Source organism: Sphingomonas phyllosphaerae (assembly GCA_036946405.1).
Taxonomy (GTDB): Bacteria; Pseudomonadota; Alphaproteobacteria; order Sphingomonadales; family Sphingomonadaceae; genus Sphingomonas; species Sphingomonas phyllosphaerae_D.
In genome coordinates, this window is the sequence record JAQIJC010000001.1 from 2,777,669 (window position 1) to 2,802,196 (window position 24,528).

General features: G+C 68.7%; 23 protein-coding genes. 10 read left to right on the forward strand and 13 right to left on the reverse strand.

Going from position 1 to position 24,528, the window contains the following annotated elements:
* The first annotated feature begins 3 nt into the window (after positions 1-3).
* Positions 4-1,224, forward strand: a complete 1,221-nt coding sequence (locus PGN12_13195) for an MFS transporter (protein MEH3104846.1) — start codon at positions 4-6, stop codon at positions 1,222-1,224.
* 42 nt (positions 1,225-1,266) lie between these two features.
* Positions 1,267-3,759, forward strand: a complete 2,493-nt coding sequence (gene gyrB / locus PGN12_13200; protein MEH3104847.1) for a DNA topoisomerase (ATP-hydrolyzing) subunit B — start codon at positions 1,267-1,269, stop codon at positions 3,757-3,759.
* Positions 3,760-3,988: 229 nt separating this feature from the next.
* On the opposite strand, the gene nudC is transcribed toward gyrB, so the two are convergent.
* The 3 genes from nudC to mutY are packed head-to-tail and all read right to left on the reverse strand — an operon-like array spanning position 3,989 to position 7,268.
* Complete coding sequence (nudC, locus tag PGN12_13205; protein MEH3104848.1) at positions 3,989-4,885, reverse strand: NAD(+) diphosphatase; 897 nt, start codon at positions 4,883-4,885, stop codon at positions 3,989-3,991.
* Positions 4,879-6,231, reverse strand: a complete 1,353-nt coding sequence (locus PGN12_13210; protein MEH3104849.1) for a serine hydrolase — start codon at positions 6,229-6,231, stop codon at positions 4,879-4,881. The genes nudC and PGN12_13210 overlap by 7 nt, the downstream gene beginning before the upstream one ends.
* The gene (mutY, locus tag PGN12_13215; protein ID MEH3104850.1) at positions 6,228-7,268 is read right to left on the reverse strand and encodes an A/G-specific adenine glycosylase; all 1,041 of its coding nucleotides are present in this window, start codon (positions 7,266-7,268) and stop codon (positions 6,228-6,230) included. Before mutY ends, PGN12_13210 begins: the two co-directional genes overlap by 4 nt.
* A gap of 26 nt (positions 7,269-7,294) precedes the next feature.
* On the opposite strand from mutY, the gene PGN12_13220 reads away from it, so the two are divergent.
* From PGN12_13220 to PGN12_13235, 4 genes are all read left to right on the forward strand, one after another.
* Positions 7,295-7,810 (forward strand): DciA family protein, encoded by a 516-nt coding sequence (locus PGN12_13220; protein ID MEH3104851.1) that lies wholly within the window; start codon positions 7,295-7,297, stop codon positions 7,808-7,810.
* Complete coding sequence (locus PGN12_13225) at positions 7,807-8,469, forward strand: thioredoxin domain-containing protein (protein MEH3104852.1); 663 nt, start codon at positions 7,807-7,809, stop codon at positions 8,467-8,469. The genes PGN12_13220 and PGN12_13225 overlap by 4 nt, the downstream gene beginning before the upstream one ends.
* A 16-nt stretch (positions 8,470-8,485) precedes the next feature.
* Positions 8,486-9,241, forward strand: coding sequence for a thioredoxin domain-containing protein (locus PGN12_13230; protein MEH3104853.1), 756 nt, complete (start codon positions 8,486-8,488; stop codon positions 9,239-9,241).
* A gap of 211 nt (positions 9,242-9,452) precedes the next feature.
* Entirely contained in the window at positions 9,453-12,845 is a 3,393-nt protein-coding gene (locus PGN12_13235; GenBank protein ID MEH3104854.1) for an AAA family ATPase, read from the forward strand.
* Here PGN12_13235 and PGN12_13240 read toward each other — a convergent pair.
* Entirely contained in the window at positions 12,790-14,034 is a 1,245-nt protein-coding gene (locus PGN12_13240; protein MEH3104855.1) for a hypothetical protein, read from the reverse strand. The two genes, PGN12_13235 and PGN12_13240, sit on opposite strands and share 56 nt — an antisense overlap.
* Before the next feature lie 65 nt (positions 14,035-14,099).
* On the opposite strand from PGN12_13240, the gene PGN12_13245 reads away from it, so the two are divergent.
* From PGN12_13245 to PGN12_13255, 3 genes are all read left to right on the forward strand, one after another.
* Entirely contained in the window at positions 14,100-15,353 is a 1,254-nt protein-coding gene (locus tag PGN12_13245; protein MEH3104856.1) for a putative DNA modification/repair radical SAM protein, read from the forward strand.
* A gap of 61 nt (positions 15,354-15,414) precedes the next feature.
* Positions 15,415-15,900, forward strand: coding sequence for a hemerythrin domain-containing protein (locus tag PGN12_13250; protein MEH3104857.1), 486 nt, complete (start codon positions 15,415-15,417; stop codon positions 15,898-15,900).
* A gap of 9 nt (positions 15,901-15,909) precedes the next feature.
* On the forward strand, positions 15,910-17,307 hold the full coding sequence (locus tag PGN12_13255) for a UdgX family uracil-DNA binding protein (protein ID MEH3104858.1): 1,398 nt from the start codon (positions 15,910-15,912) through the stop codon (positions 17,305-17,307).
* Between the two features lie 96 nt (positions 17,308-17,403).
* Here PGN12_13255 and PGN12_13260 read toward each other — a convergent pair whose 3' ends face one another.
* A complete protein-coding gene (locus tag PGN12_13260; GenBank protein ID MEH3104859.1) occupies positions 17,404-18,198 on the reverse strand; it encodes an aldo/keto reductase in 795 nt (264 codons plus the stop codon).
* 80 nt (positions 18,199-18,278) lie between these two features.
* On the opposite strand from PGN12_13260, the gene PGN12_13265 reads away from it, so the two are divergent.
* Positions 18,279-18,911: a DedA family protein gene (locus tag PGN12_13265; GenBank protein ID MEH3104860.1), complete on the forward strand. Its 633-nt coding sequence runs from the start codon at positions 18,279-18,281 to the stop codon at positions 18,909-18,911.
* Between the two features lie 99 nt (positions 18,912-19,010).
* Here the strand turns inward: PGN12_13265 and PGN12_13270 are convergent, their stop codons facing one another.
* The 8 genes from PGN12_13270 to PGN12_13305 form a co-directional block, all read right to left on the reverse strand.
* On the reverse strand, positions 19,011-19,460 hold the full coding sequence (locus PGN12_13270) for a hypothetical protein (protein MEH3104861.1): 450 nt from the start codon (positions 19,458-19,460) through the stop codon (positions 19,011-19,013).
* A gap of 8 nt (positions 19,461-19,468) precedes the next feature.
* A complete protein-coding gene (locus PGN12_13275) occupies positions 19,469-20,002 on the reverse strand; it encodes a demethoxyubiquinone hydroxylase family protein (GenBank protein MEH3104862.1) in 534 nt (177 codons plus the stop codon).
* The gene (locus PGN12_13280; protein ID MEH3104863.1) at positions 19,999-20,484 is read right to left on the reverse strand and encodes a disulfide bond formation protein B; all 486 of its coding nucleotides are present in this window, start codon (positions 20,482-20,484) and stop codon (positions 19,999-20,001) included. The genes PGN12_13275 and PGN12_13280 overlap by 4 nt, the downstream gene beginning before the upstream one ends.
* Positions 20,481-21,857 carry a S41 family peptidase gene (locus tag PGN12_13285; GenBank protein MEH3104864.1) on the reverse strand — a complete coding sequence of 459 codons (1,377 nt, stop codon included), beginning with the start codon at positions 21,855-21,857 and terminating at the stop codon, positions 20,481-20,483. Before PGN12_13285 ends, PGN12_13280 begins: the two co-directional genes overlap by 4 nt.
* A gap of 106 nt (positions 21,858-21,963) precedes the next feature.
* Entirely contained in the window at positions 21,964-23,034 is a 1,071-nt protein-coding gene (locus PGN12_13290) for a peptidoglycan DD-metalloendopeptidase family protein (protein ID MEH3104865.1), read from the reverse strand.
* Positions 23,034-23,456, reverse strand: coding sequence for a 23S rRNA (pseudouridine(1915)-N(3))-methyltransferase RlmH (locus tag PGN12_13295; GenBank protein MEH3104866.1), 423 nt, complete (start codon positions 23,454-23,456; stop codon positions 23,034-23,036). Before PGN12_13295 ends, PGN12_13290 begins: the two co-directional genes overlap by 1 nt.
* 32 nt (positions 23,457-23,488) lie before the next feature.
* Positions 23,489-23,881, reverse strand: coding sequence for a ribosome silencing factor (gene rsfS, locus PGN12_13300; GenBank protein MEH3104867.1), 393 nt, complete (start codon positions 23,879-23,881; stop codon positions 23,489-23,491).
* Positions 23,882-23,889: 8 nt separating this feature from the next.
* Positions 23,890-24,528, reverse strand: coding sequence for a nicotinate-nucleotide adenylyltransferase (locus PGN12_13305; protein ID MEH3104868.1), 639 nt, complete (start codon positions 24,526-24,528; stop codon positions 23,890-23,892).

A 24,528-nucleotide genomic window follows, 5' to 3' on the forward strand; every position in this document is an offset into this window, starting at 1 on the left:
TCGATGTTGCGCCGCCCTCCTGTCCCGAATCGCAGCGAATGGCGGACCGGCTGGCCGATCGTGCTGGGGGCGGTGGTCGGCAGCGGCGCGGGCCCGGCGCTGTTCCAGAATTTGTCGAGCATGTTCGTCCCTGGCATGACCGGCGAGTTCGGCTGGAGCCGCGGCGCGATCGCCGCCGCCAGCGGGCTCGGTTTCGCCGGCAGCCTCGCGGTGCCGCTGCTCGGGCGCGTCGTCGATCGCATCGGCGTGCGGCCGATGATCGTCGGCTGCATGGTGGCGCTTGCCGCCGCCTATCTCGGCATGGCGGCGATGACCGGGCGGCTGTGGCATTATCACCTACTCGTGCTCGCCCTCGCGATGACCGTGCCGGGCACCAGCGCGCTGGCGTACGGCAAGCTGATCGCGGCGCGCTTCGTCGCGCATCGCGGTTTGGCGCTCGGCATCGCGACCTCGGGCCTGCCGCTGACCACGTTGCTTTTGCCGATCGCGCTGGCGGAAGTGATCGGCCACTTTGGTTGGCGCGGGGGCTTCGTCGCGCTGGCAATCTATTCGGCGCTGATCGCGTTGCCGATCGCGCTGCTCGCGATCCGCGGCGCCGATCTCGCCACGCGCCCGGCCGGTGACGCGCCCGAGCCCGCCGGCCTCACCGCCGCCGCGGCACGGCGCGATCCCCGCTTCTGGCGGCTCGGCCTGACCGGCTTCTTCGTCAATCTGGGTACGATCGGCTTCGTCACGCAATTGGTGCCGTTCGGGATCGACCGGGGGCTGGCCGCGATGGACGCGGCACTGCTGCTCACGGCGTTTGGCGCCTCGCAGGTGGCGGCGCGCGTCACGTTCGGCGCGCTGATCGACCGCTTCCCGCCGCAGCGGATCGCCGCCACCGTCGCCTTCGTTTCCGCCTTCGGCTTCGCGGCGCTGCAATGGCGCGGGCTGGCGCTGCCGGGGCTCGCGCTCGGCGTCTTCTTCGCCGGGCTGATGAACGGCGCGGAGAACGATCTCTTCCCGTTCTTCGCCGCGCGGCTGTTCGGATTGCGCGCCTATGGCGAGATCTACGGCACGCTGATCGTCGTCGCGCTGATCGGCAGCGGGGCCGGCATCATCGGCTTCGGGGCGCTCCACGACCTGACCGGTGGGGATACCATCGGGCTCACCGTGGCGAGCGGAGCGCTGGCGATCGCCGGGCTGCTCTTCGCGGGGCTGCGCGACCGCCCCGCGCACGGCTAGGTTTCGCTTTCGCTACACCGTCCGGCTGCCTATATGATCGCCATGGCAGAACCTCAGAATACCAGCGAATACGGCGCCTCCTCGATCAAGGTGCTGAAGGGCCTCGACGCCGTCCGCAAGCGTCCCGGCATGTACATCGGCGACACCGACGACGGCTCGGGCCTCCACCATATGGTGTTCGAGGTGAGTGACAATGCGATTGACGAGGCGCTGGCCGGGCATTGCGACCGGATCGACATCACGCTGAACGCCGACGGCTCGGTGTCGGTGACCGACAACGGCCGCGGCATCCCGACCGGCATCCACCCCGAGGAAGGCGTCTCGGCGGCGGAGGTCATCATGACCCAGCTCCACGCCGGCGGCAAGTTCGAGAACACCAGCGACGACAATGCCTATAAGGTGTCGGGTGGCCTCCACGGCGTCGGCGTCTCGGTGGTCAACGCACTGTCCGAATTCCTCGACCTGACGATCTGGCGTGACGGCGAGGAGCATTACATGCGCTTCGCGCACGGCGACGCGGTCGCCCCGCTCAAGGTCGTCGGTCCCGCCGGCGGCAAGAAGGGCACGCGCGTCACCTTCCTGCCCTCGCCCGAAACGTTCAAGATCACCGAATTCGACTTCGAGAAGCTCGAGCATCGCTATCGCGAGCTGGCGTTCCTGAACTCGGGTGTCCGCCTGTTCCTCAACGACGCGCGCCACGAAGAGCCGAAGTCCATTGAGCTGTTCTACGAGGGCGGGATCGCCGCATTCGTGAAGTGGCTGGACCGCAACAAGCAGCCGTTGTTCCCGGATCCGATCTCGGTCGCGGGCACCCGCGATCATGTCACGATCGAGGTCGCGCTGGAGTGGAACGACAGTTATTACGAGAACGTCCTCGCGTTCACGAACAACATCCCGCAGCGCGACGGCGGCACGCACATCGCCGCGTTCCGCGCCGCGCTGACCCGCACGCTCAACAATTATGCCGAAAAGTCGGGGCTCCTGAAGAAGGAGAAGGTTTCGCTGACCGGCGATGACATGCGCGAGGGGCTGACCGCGATCGTCTCGGTCAAGCTGCCCGACCCGAAGTTCAGTTCGCAGACCAAGGACAAGCTCGTCTCGTCGGAGGTTCGCCAGCCGCTCGAAAGCCTGATGGCCGACAAGATGGCGGAATGGCTCGAGGAAAATCCGCAGCACGCGCGGTCGATCGTCGGCAAGATCATCGACGCCGCCGCGGCGCGCGAGGCGGCGAAGCGTGCACGCGAACTGACGCGACGCAAAGGCGTCATGGACATCGCCAGCCTGCCCGGCAAGCTCGCCGACTGTCAGGAGCGCGATCCCGCCAAGTCCGAACTGTTCCTGGTCGAGGGCGACTCGGCCGGCGGCTCGGCCAAGCAGGGTCGCGACCGCCACTTCCAGGCGATCCTGCCCTTGCGCGGCAAGATCCTCAACGTCGAGCGTGCGCGCTTCGACCGGATGCTCGGCTCGAAGGAGATCGGCACGCTGATCCAGGCGATGGGCACCGGGATCGGGCGCGACGACTTCAAGCTCGACAAGCTGCGCTATCACAAGATCGTCATCATGACCGACGCCGATGTCGACGGCGCGCATATCCGCACGCTGCTGCTGACGTTCTTCTATCGCCAAATGCCCGAGATCATCGAGGCCGGGCACCTCTATATCGCGCAGCCGCCGCTCTATAAGGCCACCAAGGGCCGTTCGGAGGTGTATCTCAAGGACGATCACGCCCTCGACGATTACCTCGTCGACGCCGGGCTGAACGCGATGGCGCTGGAGCGCGGCGACGAGAAGCTGACCGGCGTCCACCTGCGCCCGCTGGTCGAACATGCGCGGCGGATGCGCACGCTGATGCGCTACGTGCCGCGCCGCTACGATCCGGTCATCATCGAAGGGCTGGCGCTGGGCGGCGCGCTCGATCCCGAAGCGACGCGCGACACCCGCGCCGCGGCGGTGACCGAGGTCGTCCGTCGGCTCGATCAGGGCGATAGCGAGGCGACGTGGAGCGCGCGAGTCACCGAGGATGGCGGCATTCACTTCGAGCGGCTGTGGCGCGGCGTGACCGATCATCATATCGTCGAAGCGGCGTTTCTCGCGTCGGCCGAGGCGCGCAAGCTCCACACGCTCGCCGCCGAACAAGCCGAAACCTTCGCGCACGCCGCCAAGCTGGTCCCGGTGAAGACCGCCGCGGTCGAGACGCCGGTCGATGCGCTCGCCACCGACGAGGAGGGCGAGGAACCCGTCTCGGTCGGCCGCGGCGAGTCGCTGGTGGCGCGTCCGTCGCAATTGCTCGAGGCGATCCTCGCCTCGGGGCGCAAGGGGCTGGCGATCCAGCGCTACAAGGGTCTGGGCGAGATGAATGCCGAGCAGCTGTGGGAAACCACGCTCGATCCTTCGAACCGCTCGATGCTCAAGGTGGCCATCGAGCAGGCCGATGTCGCGGACGAAATCTTCACGCGCTTGATGGGCGACGTCGTCGAACCGCGCCGCGAGTTCATCCAGGAGAATGCGCTGAGCGTTGCGAACCTGGACGTGTAAAAGCCGTCGCCCCGGGTTTGATCCGGGGCCCCGCTTCGTGTCGACAGCGGGAAGAAGAAGCTGGGTCCCGGATCAAACCCGGGACGACGCTAGGGGATGACGGCTCACCCCCACGTGTCATCCCCGCGCAGGCGGGGATCCAGACGCGCAGGTTCTCGTAAGGGCCACAGGCGTCGGAGGTTCTGGATTCCCGCCTACGCGGGAATGACGGAGCGGCGGGCGGACAGACCTACGCCGCCGTCTCCTCCACCCACGCCCGCAGCAGCGAGTGCGCGATCGCATAGCGCGGCGGCGCGACGAACGTGCCCGCCTCACCCGCCAGCGCCGCCCGCACCTCGTCACGCGTCACCCAGCGCGCATCCTCCAGTTCGTTGGTGTCGAGCGTGATCGCATCATCCTCCGCCTCGGCGACGCACGCGATCATCAGTTGCGACGGAAATGGCCACGGCTGGCTCGCGACATAGCGCACCGCCCCGACCCGCACCCCGGCTTCTTCGGCAATTTCGCGCGCCACCGCTTCCTCGATCGACTCGCCCGGCTCCAGAAATCCGGCCAGTGCCGAATAGCGCCCGGCCGGGAACGCTGCCTGCCGACCGATCAGCGCGCGCCCGTCGTGCTCGGCGATCATGATGACGACCGGATCGACGCGGGGGAAATGCTCGGCTTTGCAATTCGGGCAGTTGCGGCCCCAGCCGGCGCGGAACGGCGCCGTCGCATGGCCACAGCGCGCGCAGAACGGATGCCGCGCGTGCCAGTCGATCAGCGCGCGCGCCGCCGCGAAAGTCGCCGCCTCGCCGCCCCGCAACCGGTCGAGCAGCGCGAACAAAGTCGGCGAGCGATAGGGCGGCGGCGGCGCATCGCCCGGGATCACCGCCGCGAAATGCGCGCGACCTTCGGCCAGCCCGAGCAACACGAACTCAGCCCCGTCCGGGGCCTCCGCGATCGTGCCCCACGACAGCGCGCCATCCTCCGCCACGACCGGCTCGAACGCGTCGAGCCGCAGCAATCGCGAGGACGGGTCGGCCAGCAGCGCAGCGACCGCCGGCGGATCGTGACGGAGTGCATCCGCCCGATCCAGCGTGCCGCCGGTGAACCCGGTTTCGATCACCCCGCCTGCCCTCACCATTGTCCCCCGTGCAACCGCGCGGCGTCGCGCCGGATCGCCGCATAGGTTTCCTTGCCGAGCGGCCATTTCTCCGCCGGGAAGTAATTGACCATGATCGTGCTGCGGAAGCGCTTGGCCGGATCGACCAGCGCCAGCGTGCCCGCCGCCCCCGCCCAGCCATAACTGCCCTTCGATGCGCCGTTCGGATCGTCGTTGAGATACACCACGCCGCCCGCGCCGAACCCGCGCTGCTGCCCGTCATTGTCGAAGAAGACGCCGGCCGGCATCAGGTTCGACATCGCCAGCCGCGCGGTCTGCTCCTTCATCACGCGCGTACCTTCAAGCGTGCCGTAATTCTGCAGCATGTGGAGGAAGCGGTCGTAATCGCGCGCGCTGCTCACCAGCCCCGCACCGCCATAAGGGAAGCTCGGCGGCTGCAACCACGGCGAGCGCGCCGCCGGGTCGAGCGGGGTCAGCTTTTCCTCGACGAACGCGTAATTGGTCGCGAAGCGCCCGACGTCGCGCTGCGGCACCTGCCAGTAGGTCGAACCCATCTTGAGCGGGTCGAGCAGCCGCGTCTGGACGAAGCGCTCGAACGACATGCCGCTCGCCTTCTCGACCACCGCCGCCAGCACGTCGAGCCCCATCGAATAATGCCACGTCGTCCCCGGCTCTGCGACCAGCGGCGCCTGCGCCACCCGCTCGGCAAACGCGCTGAGCGACGCCGGACGCGTTTGCCGTGCCTGCGCCTCGATCTGCGCGTTGACGGTCGCGGGGACCAGCCCCAGCCGCTCGAATTCCTTCAGCAGCGGCCCCTTGGCGTTGATCTGATAGCCGATCCCCGAGGTATGCGTCATCAGCTCGCGGATCGTGATCGGCTTGGTCGCGGCGCGCGTCTCCAGCGAGGTGTCGGGGCTGGTCAGCACGCGCATCTTCGCGAACGCCGGAAAATACTTCGACAGCGGATCGTCGAGCGACAGCTTGCCGTCCTCGACCAGCAGCATCGCCGCCATGCCGGTGATCGGCTTGGTCATCGAGTAGACACGCCATAGCGAATCGGGGCCGGCCGCCGCCGCGCCGGGATCGAGCGAGATGTTGCCCGCGGTGACGAACACCGTCGGCAACTCGCCCAGGCCGAAGGCGCCGACGATCCCCGGCATCTTCCCCGCCGCGACATAGCCGTCGTACAGCGCCTTGGTCGCGGGCAGCAGCGTCGCTGCCGCGGCGGCATCCGGCGCGCGCGGCGCGGGCGCGGGCGGGCGCATTTGCGGCTGCGGTTGCTGCGCCGACGCCGCGACCGTCGCCAGCAGCGCCGCACCAAGCCCCGCCGCCTTCACCGGCTTCATCGTCCACCGCTTCGTCATCATGCCCGTCTCCTCACCACATCTGCCGCTTTCGCGAACACCGTCGGCAATCCCGCTTCGTTCAGCCGATCGACCGGCCACCACTCACCTTTGTTGCTCGCGGCCTCCGTGTGCGCCACCGCGATCGTCAGGTCGATCGTGAAATGCGTGAAGCCGTGACTTACCCCCTCATCCAGCATCCGCCATTCGGCCTCGGCGGGCGCGTCCGCCAGCAGCGGCGGTGCATCGCTCCACGGCCCCGTGGGGAGCGCGCGCATCCCGCCGAGCAAGCCCTTGTCCGGTCGCCGCACCAGCAACACCGAATCGCCCCGCTGCAACCAGAACAAGGTCCCGTGCCGATGCGGCCGCGCCGCCTTCGGCTTCTTGACCGGGTAAGCCTCGGGCGTCCCCGCCGCCTGCGCCGCGCACGCATGATGGAGCGGGCAGAGCAGGCATCGCGGCCGCCGTGGCGTGCAGATCGCCGAGCCGAGGTCCATCATCGCCTGCGCAAAGTCACCCGCGCGCGTGTCGGGCGTGATCGTATCCGCCGCCGCCCGGATCGCTTTACGCGCCGCCGGTAGCGGCGTGTCGATCGCGAACAGCCGTGCGACGACGCGTTCGACATTGGCATCGACCACCACCGCGCGCCGCCCGAACGCGATCGCCGCCACCGCCGCCGCGGTATAGTCGCCGAAGCCCGGCAGCGCGCGCAACGCCGCCTCGGTGTCCGGCAACTGACCACCGTGCGCCGCCGCGATCGTGCGTGCCGCCGCGAGGAGGTTGCGCGCGCGGGCATAATAGCCGAGCCCCGCCCATCCCGCCATCACCTCGCCCTCTTCGGCGGCGGCGAGGTCGGCGAAGGTCGGCCAGCGCCGCGTCCATTCGATGAACCGTGGACGCACCGTCGCGACCGTGGTCTGCTGGAGCATCACCTCGCTCAGCCACACGCGATAGGGGTCGGCGACCTCGCCCGCCTTCGCGCGCCATGGCAGATCGCGGCGGTGGCGATCATACCAGTCGAGCAACGGAGTCGCGATATCGATCCGGTGCTTGGCGTCCATGCCCCGGCTATGGCATGGGCGGCAGAATGAGCAAGCGCGCCGGCGACCCCACGAACGAATCCCCGCGCCACAATCGCTCGCAGCAGGTCGCGGAACTGTTGCCGGCGGTCGGCGGCGCGGCGTTCCGGCGCTTCGGCTTCGTGCAATCGGCGATCGTCACGCGCTGGCCGGAGATCGTCGGGGAGCGACTCGCCGCCGCCAGCACCCCGGAGTCGATCCGTTTTCCCGCCGGCAAGAAGCAGGACGGCGTGTTGACGCTGACCGTTCGCGGCGCCCATGCTGCGATGATGAGCCATCTGACGGCCGAGATCATCGAACGCGTGAACCGCTTCTTCGGCTATGCCGCGGTGGTGCGCGTCGCGATCCGGCATGGCGAGGTCACGCGCCGCCCTGAACGCCGCGCGCCGCCGTCGCTCGCCCCCGCTCCGCCGGAAATGGGGCAGAGCCTGCGCACGATCGCCGATCCCGAATTGAAGGCCGTGCTGGAGGCGCTCGCCTCCGGCGTCGCCGCGCCCCGCCCCGTTCTCCCGAAGGTCCGATGACGCGCTTTACTTTTCCCCTGCTCGCCGCGGTCGCGTTGACCGCGGCCGTCGCGCCGCGACCTTGGACGTCGGTCGCGACCCCGGTGCCGAACGGCAGCTATCTGATTGGCAATCCCAAGGCGCGGGTGAAGCTGGTCGAGTACGTCAGCTACACCTGCCCGCATTGCGCGCACTTCACGCAGGAATCCGATGCCGCGCTCGGCGCGATGGTCCGTTCGGGCTCGACCAGCATCGAGTTGCGCAACCAGGTGCATGACGGGATCGACCTCGCCGCCGCGACGCTCGCGCGTTGCTCGGGCGCGGCGGCCTTCCCGCGCGTCCACGCCGCCTTCTTCCAGAAGCAGGCGCAATGGCTCGATCGCGCCAGCGACTGGGTGCAGGGCAATCGCGAGCGGATCGCGAGTTGGCCGCAGCTGGCGCAGCTCTCCGCGATCGCCGAGGGCGCCGGGCTGACCGCGATCGCGCGCGACGCGGGTGCGCCATCGGCCGCGATCAGTGCCTGCTTCGCCACCGACGCCGCGGTCAAGAAGACGATTGCCGTCTCGGAAGGCACGTCGAAGGTCCCCGGCACGCCCGCCTTCGAGATTAACGGGCGACTGGTCCAGAATGTCGGCTGGGCGCAGTTGCAGCCGCAATTGCGCGCGGCGGGTGCGAAATGAGCGACGGAGTGACACGATGAAGCGTATGGCAATTCCCTTGCTGGCGGCGGCGTCGCTGCTCGCCGGCTGCGGCAGCGGCGCGGGCGGCGGCAACAGCAGCACCCCGACCGCCCCCGCCGGATCGGTGAAGGCGGTCGCCGCCCCCGCCGGGCAGGACTGGACGCAGGTCGTCTCCGCCACCCCGGAGGGCGGCTATGTCGTCGGCAACCCGGATGCCAGGCTGAAGCTGGTCGAATATGGCTCGCGCACCTGCCCGACGTGCGGCGCGTTCGGCCAGACCGGAATGCGCCCGCTGGAGGACAATTACGTCAAGACCGGCAAGGTCTCGTACGAATTCCGTGACTTCCTGGTCCACGGCCCGCCCGATCTCGCCGCGGCGCTGCTCGGGCGCTGCGCGGGGCCGCAACCGTTCTTCCCGATCCTGGAGCAGATGTACATCGACCAGCCCAAGTTCCTCGATACGCAGATGAAGATCGCGCAGGACCAGGCGTTCCTGCAGCAGACGCAGAACGCCGCCCCCGCGCAGGTCGCGACCGCCTGGGCCGAGAGGATGGGCTATCTGGAGTTCATCAAGCAGCGCGGCGTACCCGAGGCGCAGGCGCGCGCCTGCCTGACCGACGCCAAGGCGATCGACCAGCTGACCAAGATGATGCAGGACGGCACCGACAAGAACGGCGTCACCGGCACCCCGACCTTCATCCTCAACGGCGCCAAGGTCGACGGCGTCACCTGGGCGCAGGTCGAGACGGCGCTGAAGAACGCGGGCGCGTGATGCCGACGGGCGTCCGTCGCCACGGACGCCTGTCGCGGGCGGGTGCTGGATGCGCCCGCCCTGCGCCAAATACGTCATCCCCTCGCCCCTCGCCGTCATCCCCGCGCAGGCGGGGATCCAGACGCGCGGACGTCGCGCTTCTCTCGGAGCGGTCAGCGGTTCTGGATCCCCGCCTCCGCGGGAATGACGGCCGTAAAGACCGCCTGACGTCATGCGGATAAAGCGCCTCCGCCTCACCGGATTCAAAAGCTTCGTCGATCCGGCCGACCTCCGTATCGAGCCCGGCCTCACCGGCGTCGTCGGCCCGAACGGCTGCGGCAAGTCCAACCTCCTCGAAGCGCTCCGCTGGACGATGGGCGAGAACAGCGCCCGGTCGATGCGCGGCGCCGGCATGGAGGACGTGATCTTCGCGGGCACCGCGTCGCGCCCGCCGCGCGACTTCGCCGAGGTCGCACTGCTCGCCGAGCGCGACGGCCCAGACGGTCCCGAGGAAAGCGAGATCGTCCGCCGCATCGAACGCGGCGCGGGCTCCGCGTATCGCATCGACGGCCGCGACGTGCGCGCGCGCGACGTGCAGTTGCTGTTCGCCGATGCCGCGACCGGCGCGCACTCTCCCGCGCTCGTCAGCCAGAACCGCATCGGTGCGGTGATCGCCGCCCGCCCGGTCGAGCGCCGCGCGATGCTGGAGGAAGCCGCCGGCATCGCCGGCCTCCATGTCCGCCGCAAGGATGCCGAGACACGGCTGCGTGCCACCGAGGCCAATCTCGCGCGGCTCGACGAGTTGCTCGCCGACCAGACGACGCGGATTGCGGCGCTTAGGCGACAGGCCCGCGCCGCCGAACGCTACCGCTTGCTCTCTGACCAAATCCGGCTCGCCGAAGCGCGGATGATCTTCGCGCGCTGGCGCGACGCCGCCGCCGCCGCGACCGAGGCCAAGGCCGAAGCGGACGCCGCCGACGCCGCGCTCGCCACGGCGATCACCGACAGCAACGCGGCGCAGGCCGAACAGCAAGCCGCTGCCGAACGCCATGTCGCCGCGCGTGACGCGGCGCTCGCCGCCCGCGACGCCGCCACCGAGATCGCGCATCGACTCACCCGGCTTCAGGAACAGCGTCTCGGGCTCGAACGCCGACTCTCCGACACGCGCGCCGCGCGCGCGCGGATCGACGAGGATCGCGCGCGGGAGGATGCGCTCGCGCACGACGCCGCCGCGGCGATCGCGCGGCTTGCCGACGAACGCGACGCCCTCAAACAGCGTATCGCGCAAGCTGCCGCCGCCCGTCCCGGGCTCGACGCAGCGCTGGCCGACGCCGAACGCCGCGCACGCGACGCCGAGGTCGCGCTGGCGCAGGCGATGTCCGCGGAAGCCGCCGAGGCCGCCGAACGTCGTGTCGCGCTCGCCGCGCAGGCGGCCGCCGCGGCGCGCTACGATTGGGCGCGTCGCGAGGCGATACAGCTTGCGACGGCGATCGAGGCGCTCGACGATCCGGCCGTGCTCGAGGATCAGCGCGCCGCCGCCCGGACGAATTTCGCCGCCGCGCGGGAGCAGGCCGAGAAGGCCGCGGCGGCGCTGACCTGGGCCGAAACCAGCGAGACCGAGGCGCGCGAGGAACGCGACCCCGCCGAGGCGAGCCGTGCGGCGGCGATCGCCGCGCTCGCCGCACTCGATGGCGAACTCGCCGCCCTGCGCCAGTCGACCGCGCGCGACGGTGATCGACTGATCGACGCGGTCCGTGCCGAACCGGGGTTCGAACGCGCGCTCGCGGCGGTGCTCGGCGACGAGCTGGAAACCGCACTGGCCGACTGGACCGGTGCCACGCTCGACCCGACCGATCCGCCCGCCCCGGTGGGCACGCTGCCGCTCGCCGCACGCGTCACCGCCCCGCGCGCGCTCGAACGGCGATTGTCGCAGGTCTTTCTCGTCGAAGCCGATTCGGGTCAGCTTCTTCAGGTCGGCCAGCGGCTCGTCACCCGCACGGGCCACGTCCGGCGCTGGGACGGCTATGTCAGCGACATCGGCGGCGTGGCGGCGGCCGAGCGGTTGCAGCGGCTCAACCGTATCGGCGCGCTGGAGGCGGAGCGCCCCGCCGCCGAGCAGGCGGTAGAGGCCGCCACCACGCGTCGCACCAGACTTGACGAGCGGATCGCGCGCGCCCGCGCCGCGGCGCAATCGTCGCGGACCTTGCTCGCCGAGGCCGAGGCGGCGTACCGCGCGGCGCAGCGCGACGAGGATCGCGCCACCGCGCTGATCGAGCGGTTGGTGGCGCAGCAGACCGACCTCGCCGCCCGTGCCGCGCGCGTGACCGCCGAGGCGGACGAGGCGGATATCGAAAAGGCACAGGCCGCTCAGGTGGTCGCCGCTTTGCCAGACGGTGCCGCGGCGGCAGCGGCCACCGCGCGGCTGCGCGCCGAGGCCGAAACGGCGCGCGCGCACGTCGCGCTCGCCCGCGCCGATCGCAGCACCCACGACCGGATGCTCGAAGAGGCGCGCGCTCGCGCATCCGGTGCCAGCGACGAAGCGCTCGGCTGGCGTGCACGGGCGGGCGAGGCGGCACGGCGGATCGAGGACATGACCGCGCGCGCAGTCGCGCTCGATGCCGAGCTGGCCGATCTCTCCGGACGTCCCGCGGCGCTGGCCGCCGAGATCACTGCGCTCGAGGCGGAGCATGTCGCCGCGCGCACCGCTGCCGAGGCGACCCACGAAGCCGAACGAGAGTCCGACGTCACCCTGCGGGTCGCCGATGCGGCGCTTACCAGCGCCGCCGAGGCCCTGACGCAGGCGCGTGAGCGGCGTGCCGGTGCGGCCGCGCGCCTCGAAGGTCACGAACTGCGCCGCGTCGAGATGGGGCGCGTTTCCGGCGAGCGGTTCGAATGCCCAGCACCGGTCCTGCCCGCGCGGGTCGGCTTCGATGGAGATTCCGTCACCAACCCCACGGAAGAATCGACCGCGCACGAGCGATTGACCATGGATCGCGAACGGCTCGGCCCGGTCAATCTGGTCGCCGAAATGGAACTCGCCGAGCTGGAAGCCGCCGGCACCGCCACCGCCGCGGAGCGCGAGGAACTGGGTCAGGCGGTCAACCGGTTGCGCGGTTCGATCGGTACGCTCAACCGCGAGGGTCGCCAGCGGCTGCTCGCCGCGTTCGAAGCGGTCGACGGCCATTTCCGCCGGCTGTTCACCACGTTGTTCGACGGCGGGCAGGCGCATCTCGCGCTGGTCGATTCGGATGATCCGCTGGAGGCCGGGCTGGAGATCATGGCCCAGCCGCCCGGCAAGCGCCTGCAATCGCTGACGCTGTTGTCGGGCGGCGAGCAGGCCTTGACCGCGATCGCGCTGATCTTCGGGCTGTTCCTGACCAATCCGGCGCCGATCTGCGTGCTCGACGAGGTCGACGCGCCGCTCGACGACGCCAATATCGAGCGCTTCTGCGACCTGCTCGACCGGATGGCGCGCGAAACCGACACCCGCTACCTGATCGTCACCCACAATGCGGTGACGATGAGCCGGATGCACCGGCTGTTCGGCGTCACGATGATCGAGAAGGGGGTCAGCCGGCTGGTGTCGGTCGATCTTCAGGCCGCGGAGCTGCTCGCCGCGGAGTGAGCGCCCAAGCCGGCGCATCGTCATGCACTGCGCCATGGATCAGCCACACCATCGCCACCGCGCGCACGATCGCGACGGCGATGATGTCGGACTGCGTCGCCGACGGCCACGCGCCCTCCAATCCCGCGAACAGCCAGAACTCCGCGAAATAGGCGAGCAGATCGCCGAGCAGGAACAGCACCATCGCCCGCACGCGCGCACCGGTCAGCACGATCATCGGCCACAGCCACAGGTCGAACTGCGGCGAATAGACCTTGTTGGTCAGCAGGAACCACGCCAGCACCGGCATGAACAACAGCCACGGTCGCTCGCCGTGTCTGCGCCACCCGATCGCGACGATCGTCGCCGCGCCGCCCGCGAACAGCACGAATGACCAGAGATTGCGCGTCGTAATGTCGGTCGTCCACCAGCCGAACTGCGCCATCAACTCCCAGACGCTCGCCGCCGTCCCGCTCCGTTCGCTCGAGAAGGCATAGAATTCGCGCCAATTCTCGAGCGCCAGCGCCGCCACCGGCAGGTTGACGACGCCCCATGCCGCCAGCGCGACCGCCACCAGCACCGCCGCCGAGACGATCCGCGACGACCAAGACCGCCCAGCCCGGAACAGCGCCCCCAATCCGAACAGTGGCAACATCAGCACCGGAAAAAGCTTCGCCGCGCCGCCCAGCGCCGCCAGCGCGGTCGCCTTGCGCTCGGCCCCGCACCTTGCGGCCAGCAGTGCGGCGACCGCGAACGTCCCCGCCAGCAAGTCCCAGTTATGCCCCAGATACAGCACCAGCGGCGGCGCGAGCGCCCATGCATATTGCCGCCGCACCCCAACGCCCGCGTTGCGCATCAACTCGAGCACCACGAAGGCGAGCAGCGCATTGCCGAGCGTCACCGCATTGAGGAAGTCGGCCGCATCCGCGCCGCGCCCGCCGATCACGCGCGCGACCAGACCCTCGAGCCAGATCAGCGCACCGGTCAGCACCGGATACTCCATCCGCGCCTCAAAGTACGGAACCTGCCCCGCAGCGACGCCGCGCAGGCCCCAGAACGGCACCGCATCGCTATAACAGCCGGTAATATACTGCTCGGACCCGCTCCAGCCTGCGCCGCAATGCGCTTTGAACCCCCATCCGAGCAGGCACGTCAGCGCCAGCGCTAGATACGGGCCATTGGGGCCGAGCCGGTCGATCTGCTTCTGCACAGGGCTGATCCATGGCAAAGCGAAGTGCCCTCGACAAGCCGCCTTGTCGAACATACATCGAACACATGGCGCAACTGGATGTCCGACAGAAGCTGGAAATCCTTGCGGATGCGGCAAAATATGACGCTTCCTGCGCGTCATCGGGGACGTCGAAGCGCAATTCCGCCGACGGCAAGGGGATCGGCTCGACCGAGGGCATGGGCATCTGCCACGCTTATGCCCCTGACGGTCGCTGCATCTCGCTGCTCAAGATTCTGCTGACCAACAGCTGCATCTTCGACTGTCATTATTGCATCAACCGCAAGAGTTCGAACGTCCGACGCGCGCGCTTCACCGCGCAGGAGGTCGTCAATCTCACTTTGTCCTTTTACCGCCGCAACTATATCGAGGGGCTGTTCCTGTCGTCGGGGATCATCAAGTCCTCGAATTACACGATGGAGCAATTGGTCGAGGTCGCGCGCAGCCTGCGTGAGGATCATCACTTCCGCGGCTATATTCACCTCAAGACGATCCCCGACGCCGATCCCGAGCTGGTGCATCAGGCCGGGCTGTACGCCGATCGCGTCTCGATCAACGTCGAGCTGCCGACAGTGAGCGGGCTGAAACGTCTCGCCCCCGAAAAGGACAACGCGCGGATCGAGGGCGCGATGGGCGAGATGAAGTCCGCCATCGTCGACACCGCCGAGGCGCGGACCAAATACAAGTCTGCCCCACGCTTTGCCCCCGCCGGCCAGTCTACGCAGATGATTGTCGGCGCGGACGCGGCGACCGATGGCGACATCGTCACCAAGGCGTCGACGCTCTACGATCGTTTTGGGTTGCGCCGCGTCTATTATTCGGCGTTCAGCCCGATCCCGGACGCATCGAGCGTGCTCCCGTTGCAGCGCCCGCCGCTCATGCGCGAGCACCGTCTGTACCAATCGGACTGGCTGATGCGCTTCTACGGCTTTCAACCGCGCGAAGTGGTCGCGGCAACCGACGACGCCACCGGCATGTTGCCGCTCGATATCGACCCCAAACTCGCCTGGGCGCTCAAGTTCCGCGATCACTTCCCCGTCGATATTAACCGCGCGCCGCGTGAACTGCTCTGGCGCGTGCCCGGTCTGGGCACCAAGGCGGTCAAGAGCATCCTCGCCGCGCGCCGCTGGCGGCGCTTGCGGCTCGACGATGTCGCGCGGCTCACCGTATCGATCGCGCGGATACGCCCGTTTATCATCGCCGAGGATTGGCGACCGGTGACGCTCACCGACCGTGCCGAGCTGAAGCCGCTCGTCGCACCGCGCCCCGCCCGCCGGCAGCTGGAATTGTTCGGCGCGTGAGAATGAATCGCGGGTGAAACGGTGCGCTGCCTCATGCGCTACGGCCTCGAAGGAGATCGATATGGCACAGGCAGATATCTACGCGGACCTCAAGCGCGACCACGACAAGCAACGCGACATGCTCAAGCGGCTCGACGCGCAGAAAGGTGACGGCACCGAGCGCCGCGATCTGTTCGAAGCATTTCGCCTCGAGGTGCAAAGCCACGCCGCGGCCGAGGAAGAATCGCTCTACGCCACGATGCTCGGCCGCCCCGAACTGCGCGACGACGCCCGCCATTCGGTCGCCGAGCATAAGGAAGTCGACGATCTGATCGGCGAATTGCTCGACATCGAATTCGGCTCGGACGCGTGGGAGCAGAAGTTCGCGCACATGCGCCACCGCTACGAACATCACATTGACGAGGAAGAGGAAGAGATGTTCCCCGCCGCGGAGGAGAAGCTCGACGACGCCACCGAGGAACGGCTCGCCGACACATATGAGGAGCGCAAGCCCGCCGAGCTGGAGCTGGCACGCGACAACCCGCCCGGCGGCGACGAGCGCGAGTAATCACCGCCGATGCGCGTCGCCACGCTTTCCGCTCCCGATGACATGGATGCGTGGCGGGAAGCGGCACGCGCGCTGATCGCCGCCGACGTGCCACCCGACCGCGTCGTCTGGCAGGTCGGGACGACCGCGGAGGACTTGTTCGCGACCGCGGCGGGGTCCACCGCGACGCCGTCCGCCACGACATCGCCGCTACGCGTGTCGCGGGCGTTCATCGCACTGGCGAGCGACGCAATCCTCCACCACGATCCGGAACGGTTCGCGCTGCTCTACGCCTTGCTGTGGCGATTGCGCGACATGCCGCGGTTGGTGGAGGATCATGCCGATCCGCTCGTCCGCCGCCTCGAAGGACTGGCAAAAGCGGTGCGGCGTGACATTCACAAGATGCGCGCCTTCGTCCGCTTCCGCAGCGTCACCGACGATGACGGTGACCGCTATGTCGCATGGTTCGAGCCCGAACATCATATCGTCCGCGCAAACGCCGCCTTCTTCGTCAATCGCTTCGCCTCAATGCGCTGGTCGATCCTCACGCCCGAGGTCTCGATCCATTGGGACGGCGCGCGGCTGAGCGAAGGGCCGGCGGCGACGCGCGGCGACGCGCCGGAGGGCGATCCGGTCGAGGACGTGTGGAAGACCTATTACGCCAGCATCTTCAACCCGGCACGCGTCAAGGTGAACGCGATGCTCAAGGAGATGCCGCGCAAATACTGGAAGAACATGCCGGAAACCGCGCTGGTCCCGCACTTGCTGGCCAGCGCACAGGCACGGGAGAGCGGAATGATCGAGCGGGCGCGTGGTCGCGAGGAGATCGGCGGCAATGCGCAACTCGCCTGGGAAGCGCTGCGTGACGAAGCCGCCGCCTGCACGCGCTGTCACCTGCACAAGCATGCGATGCAGACCGTATTTGGCGAAGGACCGGTGTCGGCGCCGATGATGTTCGTCGGCGAGCAGCCCGGCGATCAGGAGGATCTGGCCGGCCACCCGTTCGTCGGCCCCGCCGGTCAGGTCTTCAACCGCGCGCTCGCCGCGGCCGGGATCACCCGCGAGCAGACCTATGTCACCAACGCGGTCAAGCACTTCAAGTTCGAGCCGCGCGGCAAGCGCCGCATCCACGCCAAGCCCGACGCGGGCGAGATCGAGGCGTGCCGCTGGTGGATCGAGCAGGAGCAGTTGCTGTTGCGCCCGAAGGTGACGGTGGCGCTCGGCGCGACCGCGGCGCGCAGCCTGTTCGGCAAGGTGATGACGATCGGTCGCGAACGTGGCCGCGAGCAGCGGCTGCCGGACGGCGGCGCGGCATGGATCACGGTGCACCCGAGCTATTTGTTGCGGCTACCGGACGAAGACGCGCGCACCACGGAGTTCGCGCGCTTCGTCGAGGACCTGAAGCTGGCGCATGTGGCGCTGGGCTGACGCCGTCGGCCCAGACTTGATCCGGGGCCCCGCTTCTTCTTTGCGGCTAAGGTAAGAAGCAGGATCCCGGATCAAGTCCGGGATGACATAGGAGGCTCACATCTCCCGCGGATCCGGCCCCATCCGGCCGTCGGGATCGTTCATCGCATCGATCGCCGCGATCTGCTCGTCCGACAATCGCACATCCTGCGCGCGCCAGTTGCTGGCGAGATGGTTCAGATCGCCCGCCTTGGGGATCACCGACAAGCCCTTCGCCAGATGCCACGCGATGATGACCTGCGCCGGTGTGGCCTCCGCCGCGTCGGCGATCGCCACGACCCGCTCGTCCTTCAGCGTCGCGCCCTGCCCCAGCGGACTCCAGCTCTGCGTGACGATCCCGTGCGCGCGATTGGCGTCCTGCACCTCGCGCTGCTGGAACGTCGGGTGCAATTCGATCTGGTTGACCGCCGGCACCACCCCGGTGGCGTCGATGATCGCATTGAGATGCTCGGGCAGGAAGTTCGATACGCCGATCGATCGCGCCATACCACGCTCGCGAAGGTCGATCAGTGTCTTCCACGCGTCCACGAAGCGCCCGGCTTCGGGATGCGGCCAGTGGATCAGATACAGGTCCACATACTCACGCCCGAGCAGCGCCAGGCTGGCGTCGAGCGCCGCGGCGGCATCGCCATGCTGGTCGTGCCACAATTTGGTGGTCACCCAGACGTCGTCATGCCCAAGCCCCTCGCCGACTCCGCGCTCATTATGGTAGAGCGCCGCGGTATCGACGAGGCGAAACCCGAGATCGAGCCCGGCGCGCACCACCGGCGCGACCTGCGCATCGGGGATCTGATAGGTGCCGAGGCCGAGCTGCGGCATCGCGCGGCCGTCGTTGAGGATCAGGTCTGTCATCTGCGACGAACCATTGCTGTCCGGGCGCGGTTCCCGAATTCCCGCTTCCCTTTCCTGCCGCAGTGCCGCAAGCGCGCTGCATGGTCGAGAAGATCCTTGCCGCCCTCGCGGGCTTTGCCATCGCCGTCATTTCTGCCGGCGGTTACTGGGGTATCGCGCTGTTGATGGCGATCGAGAGCGCGTGCATACCGCTGCCCAGCGAGATCATCATGCCGTTCGCAGGCTATCTGGTGTCGACCGGCGAGCTAAACCTTTTCCTCGCTGCGACCGCGGGGGCGTTGGGGTGCAATCTCGGCTCGATCGTCGCGTACGAGATCGGGCGGCGCGGCGGGCGGCCGATGGCGGAGAAGTTCGGGCGCTACGTGCTGCTCGGAGCGGGCGAGTTGGACCTCGCCGACCGCTTCTTCAATCGCTGGGGCGCGTGGGCGATCCTGATCGGCCGGATGTTGCCGGTGATCCGCACCTTCATCGCCTTCCCCGCCGGGGTCGCGCGGATGAAGCTGCTCCCGTTCCACCTCTACACGTTCATCGGCTCGTGGCCGTTCTGCCTGTTGCTGGCATGGATCGGCATGACGCTCGGCGACAAGTGGAACAGCGATCCGCGGCTCAAGGCGTTCTTCCACCGCGCCGACGCCGCGATCGGCGTCGTGCTGGTGGCCGCAATCGCCTTCTACATCTGGCACCGCGTCAAGGGGATGAAAGCGAAGGGCTGAACGCACCTTCGGCGCCCCGGACTTGATCCGGAGACCCGCTTCCTGACGATCGCTGTAGGAATAAGCGGGATCCCGGATCCAGTCCGGGACGACGGTGCACTATAGCTCCGGCGTATCCCGCTTCGCTTCGGCGCGGCGCTCCTTCTTCCACCGCGTCGCATTCTGGGTAATGCAGCCCGTCGCGCTCGCCGCGCCCACCGTCGAGCAACTCCCGACGCCGACCGCCCCGACGTCTCGGTTCGCCTGTTCGCGCGCCGCCCAGTTCTCATTCTCGGGCGTCACCTCGAAGTTGCGCAACTCCTTGGGGATGCGAAACTGTTCCTCGGCCGGACGACGGGTGCAGACGACCACTTCGTTGCCGGCATTGTCGGTCGGGCAGCGTTCGTTGCCATAGAGCACGATCACGCCATTCACCGGCGCGCTCCGCGACACGCCCTCGGCCGGCGTCGTGCGCGACACCCGCGCGGTGGTCGTCGGCGGCCCGCTCTGCGCCGCCGCGGGCAGCGCTCCAAGCGTCAGCAACACGAGGGGAAGGCGTCGCAGCGGCATAAATCCTCTCAGATACGTTTGGCGGTAGCGATCGCGACGCGGCAGCCGAGCCGGATCGCCGCCGACAGCAACGGATAGGCCGGCGCATTTTCGGCGCCATTGGCGAGCGCGGTATCGCGATGCTCCAGTTCCTCGGCCTGAAACTCGCGGATCGCGTCGGACAGCTCGGGATCGCTGTCGCCCAGCGCGACCAGCTGTTCCTCGTAATGTTTGTCGATCTCGGTCTCGACCGCAGCGGTGCACGCCATCGCCGCCTCCGGCCCGATCGCTGCGGTGACGGCGCCCAGCGCGAAGCCCGCGACATCCCAGAACGGCTGGAACAAGGTCGGCCGCACGCCGCGCTCGACGATCATCCGGTCGAAGAACGCGCGATGCTTCTCCTCCTGCAACGCCATCGCGGAAATCTTTCGCGCCATCGGCGAACGCTGCCCCATGATGGCGAGCTGCCCCGCATAGATGCGGATCGCGCCGAACTCGCCGGCCTGATCGACGCGGATCATCGACGCGGACGGATGCGGCCGGTCGCCGGGCTTCCAGGTCATCCACGCCTCCTCAGTTGCACCGCGATCAGCACCGCGCCGATCAGCGAGATCACCGCATTCCACCCGGCGAGCGACACGCCGAGCAGCGACCATTGCGGCGCGTCGCACCGGACGATGGGGGCGGCCAGCAGGTCCTTCAAGGCCTGATCGGTCGACAGGCCGGACAGGTTGGTGGTCTGCGTGCAGGCGGTGATCCCCTGCCACCAATGATATTCGACCCCGGCGTGGAAGACGCCGATCAAGCCGGACACCGCGATCAGCGCCGCCGCCCCCGCGACCAGCGTCGCCTTGACGCGCGGCCCACCGGTCACGAACGCCAGCACCGCCATCGCCAGTGCACCATAATGCGGCCAGCGCTGCCAGTGGCACATCTCGCACGGATACAGCCCGCCGTAGAGCTGGAACGCCCACGCCCCACCCAGCAACGCCGCCGGGATCAGTAGCGCGAGCAGGCGCGCATTGCGAAGGCCGGCCGCGATCACTTCTTCACCGGCGCCGGCGTGGCGGTGGCGGTCGGCTTGACCGTCATCGCCTGCGTCACCGCGGCGACCTGCGTCGCGCCACCCAGCCGCGCGATCGTCTTCAGCGCGTACCAGAGCTGGAAGTCCTCGATTCCCTGCTTCTTGAGCGCATCGGGCGAGGTCGCGAAGCGCGGATCGTCCTTCACATCCTCTTCGAGCACCGCATTGTCCGGCGACTTGATCTCATTGATCAGGTGGCGGCGCAAATCGGCTTCGCGGAACACCGGGCGCGACTTGTAATCGGGATCGGAAATCTGCGGCACCTTGATGTCGGGCTCGATCCCGCCCTCCTGCACGCTCCGCCCCGATGGGGTGAAGTAACGCGCGGTGGTCAGCCGCAGCGCGGTACGCGGCCCGAGCTGCAGAAGCGTCTGCACCGATCCCTTGCCGAACGTCCGCTCGCCCATCACCAGCGCACGGTGATGATCCTGCAACGCACCGGCGACGATCTCGCTCGCCGAGGCAGTGCCCGAATCGGTCAGCACGATGATCGGCAGCCCGTGCGCATCGTCGCCCGGACGCGCGAAATAGCGCTCGATATCGTCCTTCTCGCGCCCACGCTGGCTGACGATCTCGCCACGATCGAGGAAGGCGTCCGACACTTCGATCGCCTGCGTCAGCAATCCGCCGCCATTCTCGCGCAGGTCGACGACATAGCCGAGCGGGCGATGCCCCAGCGACTTGTCGATCGCCATGATCGCGGCGCGCGTATCTGCGCCGGTCTGTTCGGAGAAGGTATTGATGTTGATGTAGCCGACATCGCCCTTCACCTCCCATTTCACCGGGCGCTGCACGATCACCTCGCGCACCAGCGTCACGACGATCGGCTTGTCGCGACCGGAGCGGATCAGCGTCAGCGTCACCTTCGTGCCCGGCTTGCCACGCATCTGCGCGGTCGCCTCGTCGAGCGTGCCGCCGTAGATCAGCTTGCCGTCGATATGGGTGATGAAATCGCCGGACTTGATCCCGGCGCGTCCGGCGGGGGTGTCCTCCTGCGGCGCGATCACCTTGACCGCACCATCCTCCATCGAGACGGTCAGGCCCAGTCCGCCGTAATTGCCCTCGGTCTGGATCCGCAGATTGTCGAAGTCGGAGGCGTCGACATAACTGCTATGCGGGTCGAGCGCCGCCAGCATTCCGTCGATCGCGCCCTTCATCAGCTGATCGTCGGTGACCTTGTCGACATAATCCGCCTTCACACGATTGTAGACGTCGAGGAATTTGTCGAGCTGACGATAGGTGGCGGTGTCCGACGCGGCCATCGCCCCGGTGGCGACCGGCACGGTGGCGATGGTGGTGACCAGCGCGACGGCCGGGAGCAGCTTTGACTTCATGACGGGCGAAACTGTTCCTGCGGATGGACGATCCCGCGGTGTAGCGGAATTGACGGGACGATCAAAGCACCCGCGGGGCTGAATGGCGGCTGAGCGGCGCGCGATCTCACCCGACGATTTGCGCAATGTCCACGGGCCGGCCACGCCGCCGCAATTCGACCGTCACGCGCGCACCGTCGACCCTGGGCGCAGTGCCGAGCGGCGCGCCCGCCGCGACGCGTGCGCCGCTCTCAACTGCAACAGCGCCGAGCCCGGCGACCAACGACGTCCAGCCCGCGCCGTGATCGAGAATGACGATCCGCCCGAAGCTGCGGAACGGCCCTGCGAAGCGCACCCGCCCCCCAGCCGGCGCAACGATCGTGGCGGCGGCGGGCACCGCCAGCGTCAGCCCGCGCGCGCGGACGCCGTTGCCGGAAAGCTCACCCATGCCGGTCACCAATCGCCCACGCACCGGCAAGCGATAGGCTCGGTTCGCAGCGCCCGGCGCGACCGGCGGCATCGCCGGCAAGGTCAGCGCCATCACATCCGCAAGCACTGCCTGCTCACCACCGATCGTGCGCAGTCGCTCGGCGGTGTCGCGCACCGCCTCCTCCATCGCCAGTGCGCGCTCGTCGTCGCCACCGGTCACCGCCGCAAGCTGCTCGCGCGCTTCGACCAGTCGCGCGCGCGCCGTCCGCAAGCGACGCTCGGCGGCATCCGCGCTCGCCTGCAACGCGCGTCCGTTGGCGACGGCGCGACGCAATTCCGCCGATCGCGCGCGCAGCACCGGCATCACGGCCGTGGTCACCGCTTGCGCATGGACCAGATCCGCCACGCTGCCCGGCTGTGCCAGCGCGACCACCGCCGGCCGCCTCGTCAGCGTGGTCAATGTCGCCAGCAATCGTGCGACAGGTGCCTCACGCGCGGCAAGCACGCGTCGTTGTGCCGCCAACCGCGCTCTGATGACCGCGGCGCGTGCCTGCAAGCTGGCAAGATCACCTTCGGCGGCCGTTACCCGCGCCGCGACCGCCGCCTCGCGCAACGCCGCGCGCCGCGCCGGATCGGCGATGCGATCGGCGCGCTCTTCAAGCATTTGCGCGCGACGCTGCGCGGTCGCACCGGGCTCCGGCGCGGCCCCCGCCCCGCCGCCACAGAGCGCGACAGCTATCACCACCGCCCATGACGCCCACGCCCGCATCAACCCTCGCGATGATAGGGATGGTTCGCCAGGATGCTGGTCGCGCGAAATAATTGCTCGGCCAGCATCGCGCGGGCCAGCAGGTGCGGCCAGGTCGCGCGCCCGAACGACAGCAGCATGTCGGCCTCGCCACGCTCCGCGTCGGAAAAGCCGTCCGCCGCCCCGATCAGAAAGCGCGCCTCGCGCACGCCATCGTCGCGCCAGCGGCCGATCCGCTCCGCAAAGGCGGTCGAGCCGAGCACCTCGCCCTTCTCGTCAAGCAGGATGCGGCGGCCCTGCGCGACCCGCTCCGGCTCCCGCCCGCCGCGATCGGGCAGCTCGCTAACCCGCGTCGGCCACACGATCCGCTTGAGGTATCGCTCGACCAGCTCGGCCTCGGGCGACCGCCCGATCCGCCCCCGCGCGACGATGTGCAGCAGCATTGACAGCCCCTCTCAAGCGGTCGGAGAGAGGCTTAGTTCGGCGCGACACTCGGCGTTGGCGCATCACCGAACGACCACATCCGCTCCAGATTGTAGAAGCTGCGCACCTCGGGACGGAACAGGTGGACGATCACGTCGCCACCGTCGATCAGTACCCAATCGGCATTCGGCAGCCCCTCGATGCGCGCTGGACGGCCGGTCTCGCCCTTGATCCGCTCGGCCAGCTTTTGCGCCATCGACGCGACCTGCCGGGTCGAGCGTCCGCTGGCGATGACCATGTAATCGGCGATCGACGACTTGCCCGCGAGCGGGATCGAGATCGTGTCCACCGCCTGATCGTCGTCCAGCGATTGCAGGACCAGACGATGCAGCGCCTCGACATCCGTAGAATCGGGCGAGCGGCGGGCGGGTTCGGTGGCGGGCAAGGTTACTCCTAGGGTTGCCGCGACGACGCTGCGGCGGGGGTTGTGGTCACAGATATCGGATCGGCAAAGCGAACATGCCAGTCGGGATCGACGGCGCGCAATTGCGTCGCGGATGTCCGGTCGGGGCGGAAACGCAGCAGCACCAGGGCTGGCACACTCCACTCGGCCCAGTTCGTTGCCTGGCGCGCGGGCCGCCGATAGCGCCGCAGCCAGCCCATCGCGGGACCCGCGAGAGCATCGTCGTCATAGCCCGGACGGGTCAACACCGCAATCGGCATCGTGCGCGCGATCGTCCGCCACTGCCGCCATTCATGAAATTGCGCCAGATTGTCCGCGCCCATGATCCAGATGAAGCGATGGCGCGAATACCGCCGCACGATCCGCCGCAACGTGTCGACGGTGTAGCGCGTCCGCAACCGCGCCTCCAGATCGGTCGCCCGGATCGGGGCGCGCCGCGCCATCGTGCGCGCCGAGGCGAGCCGCGCGGCGAGCGGCGCCATGCCCGCGCGCGGCTTGAGCGGATTGCCCGGCGAGACCAGCCACCAGACCTCGTCGAGCCCGAGCAGCCGGATCGCCTCCAGCGTGACATGGCGGTGGCCGCGATGCGCCGGATTGAACGATCCGCCCAGCAGGCCGATACGCCGGAT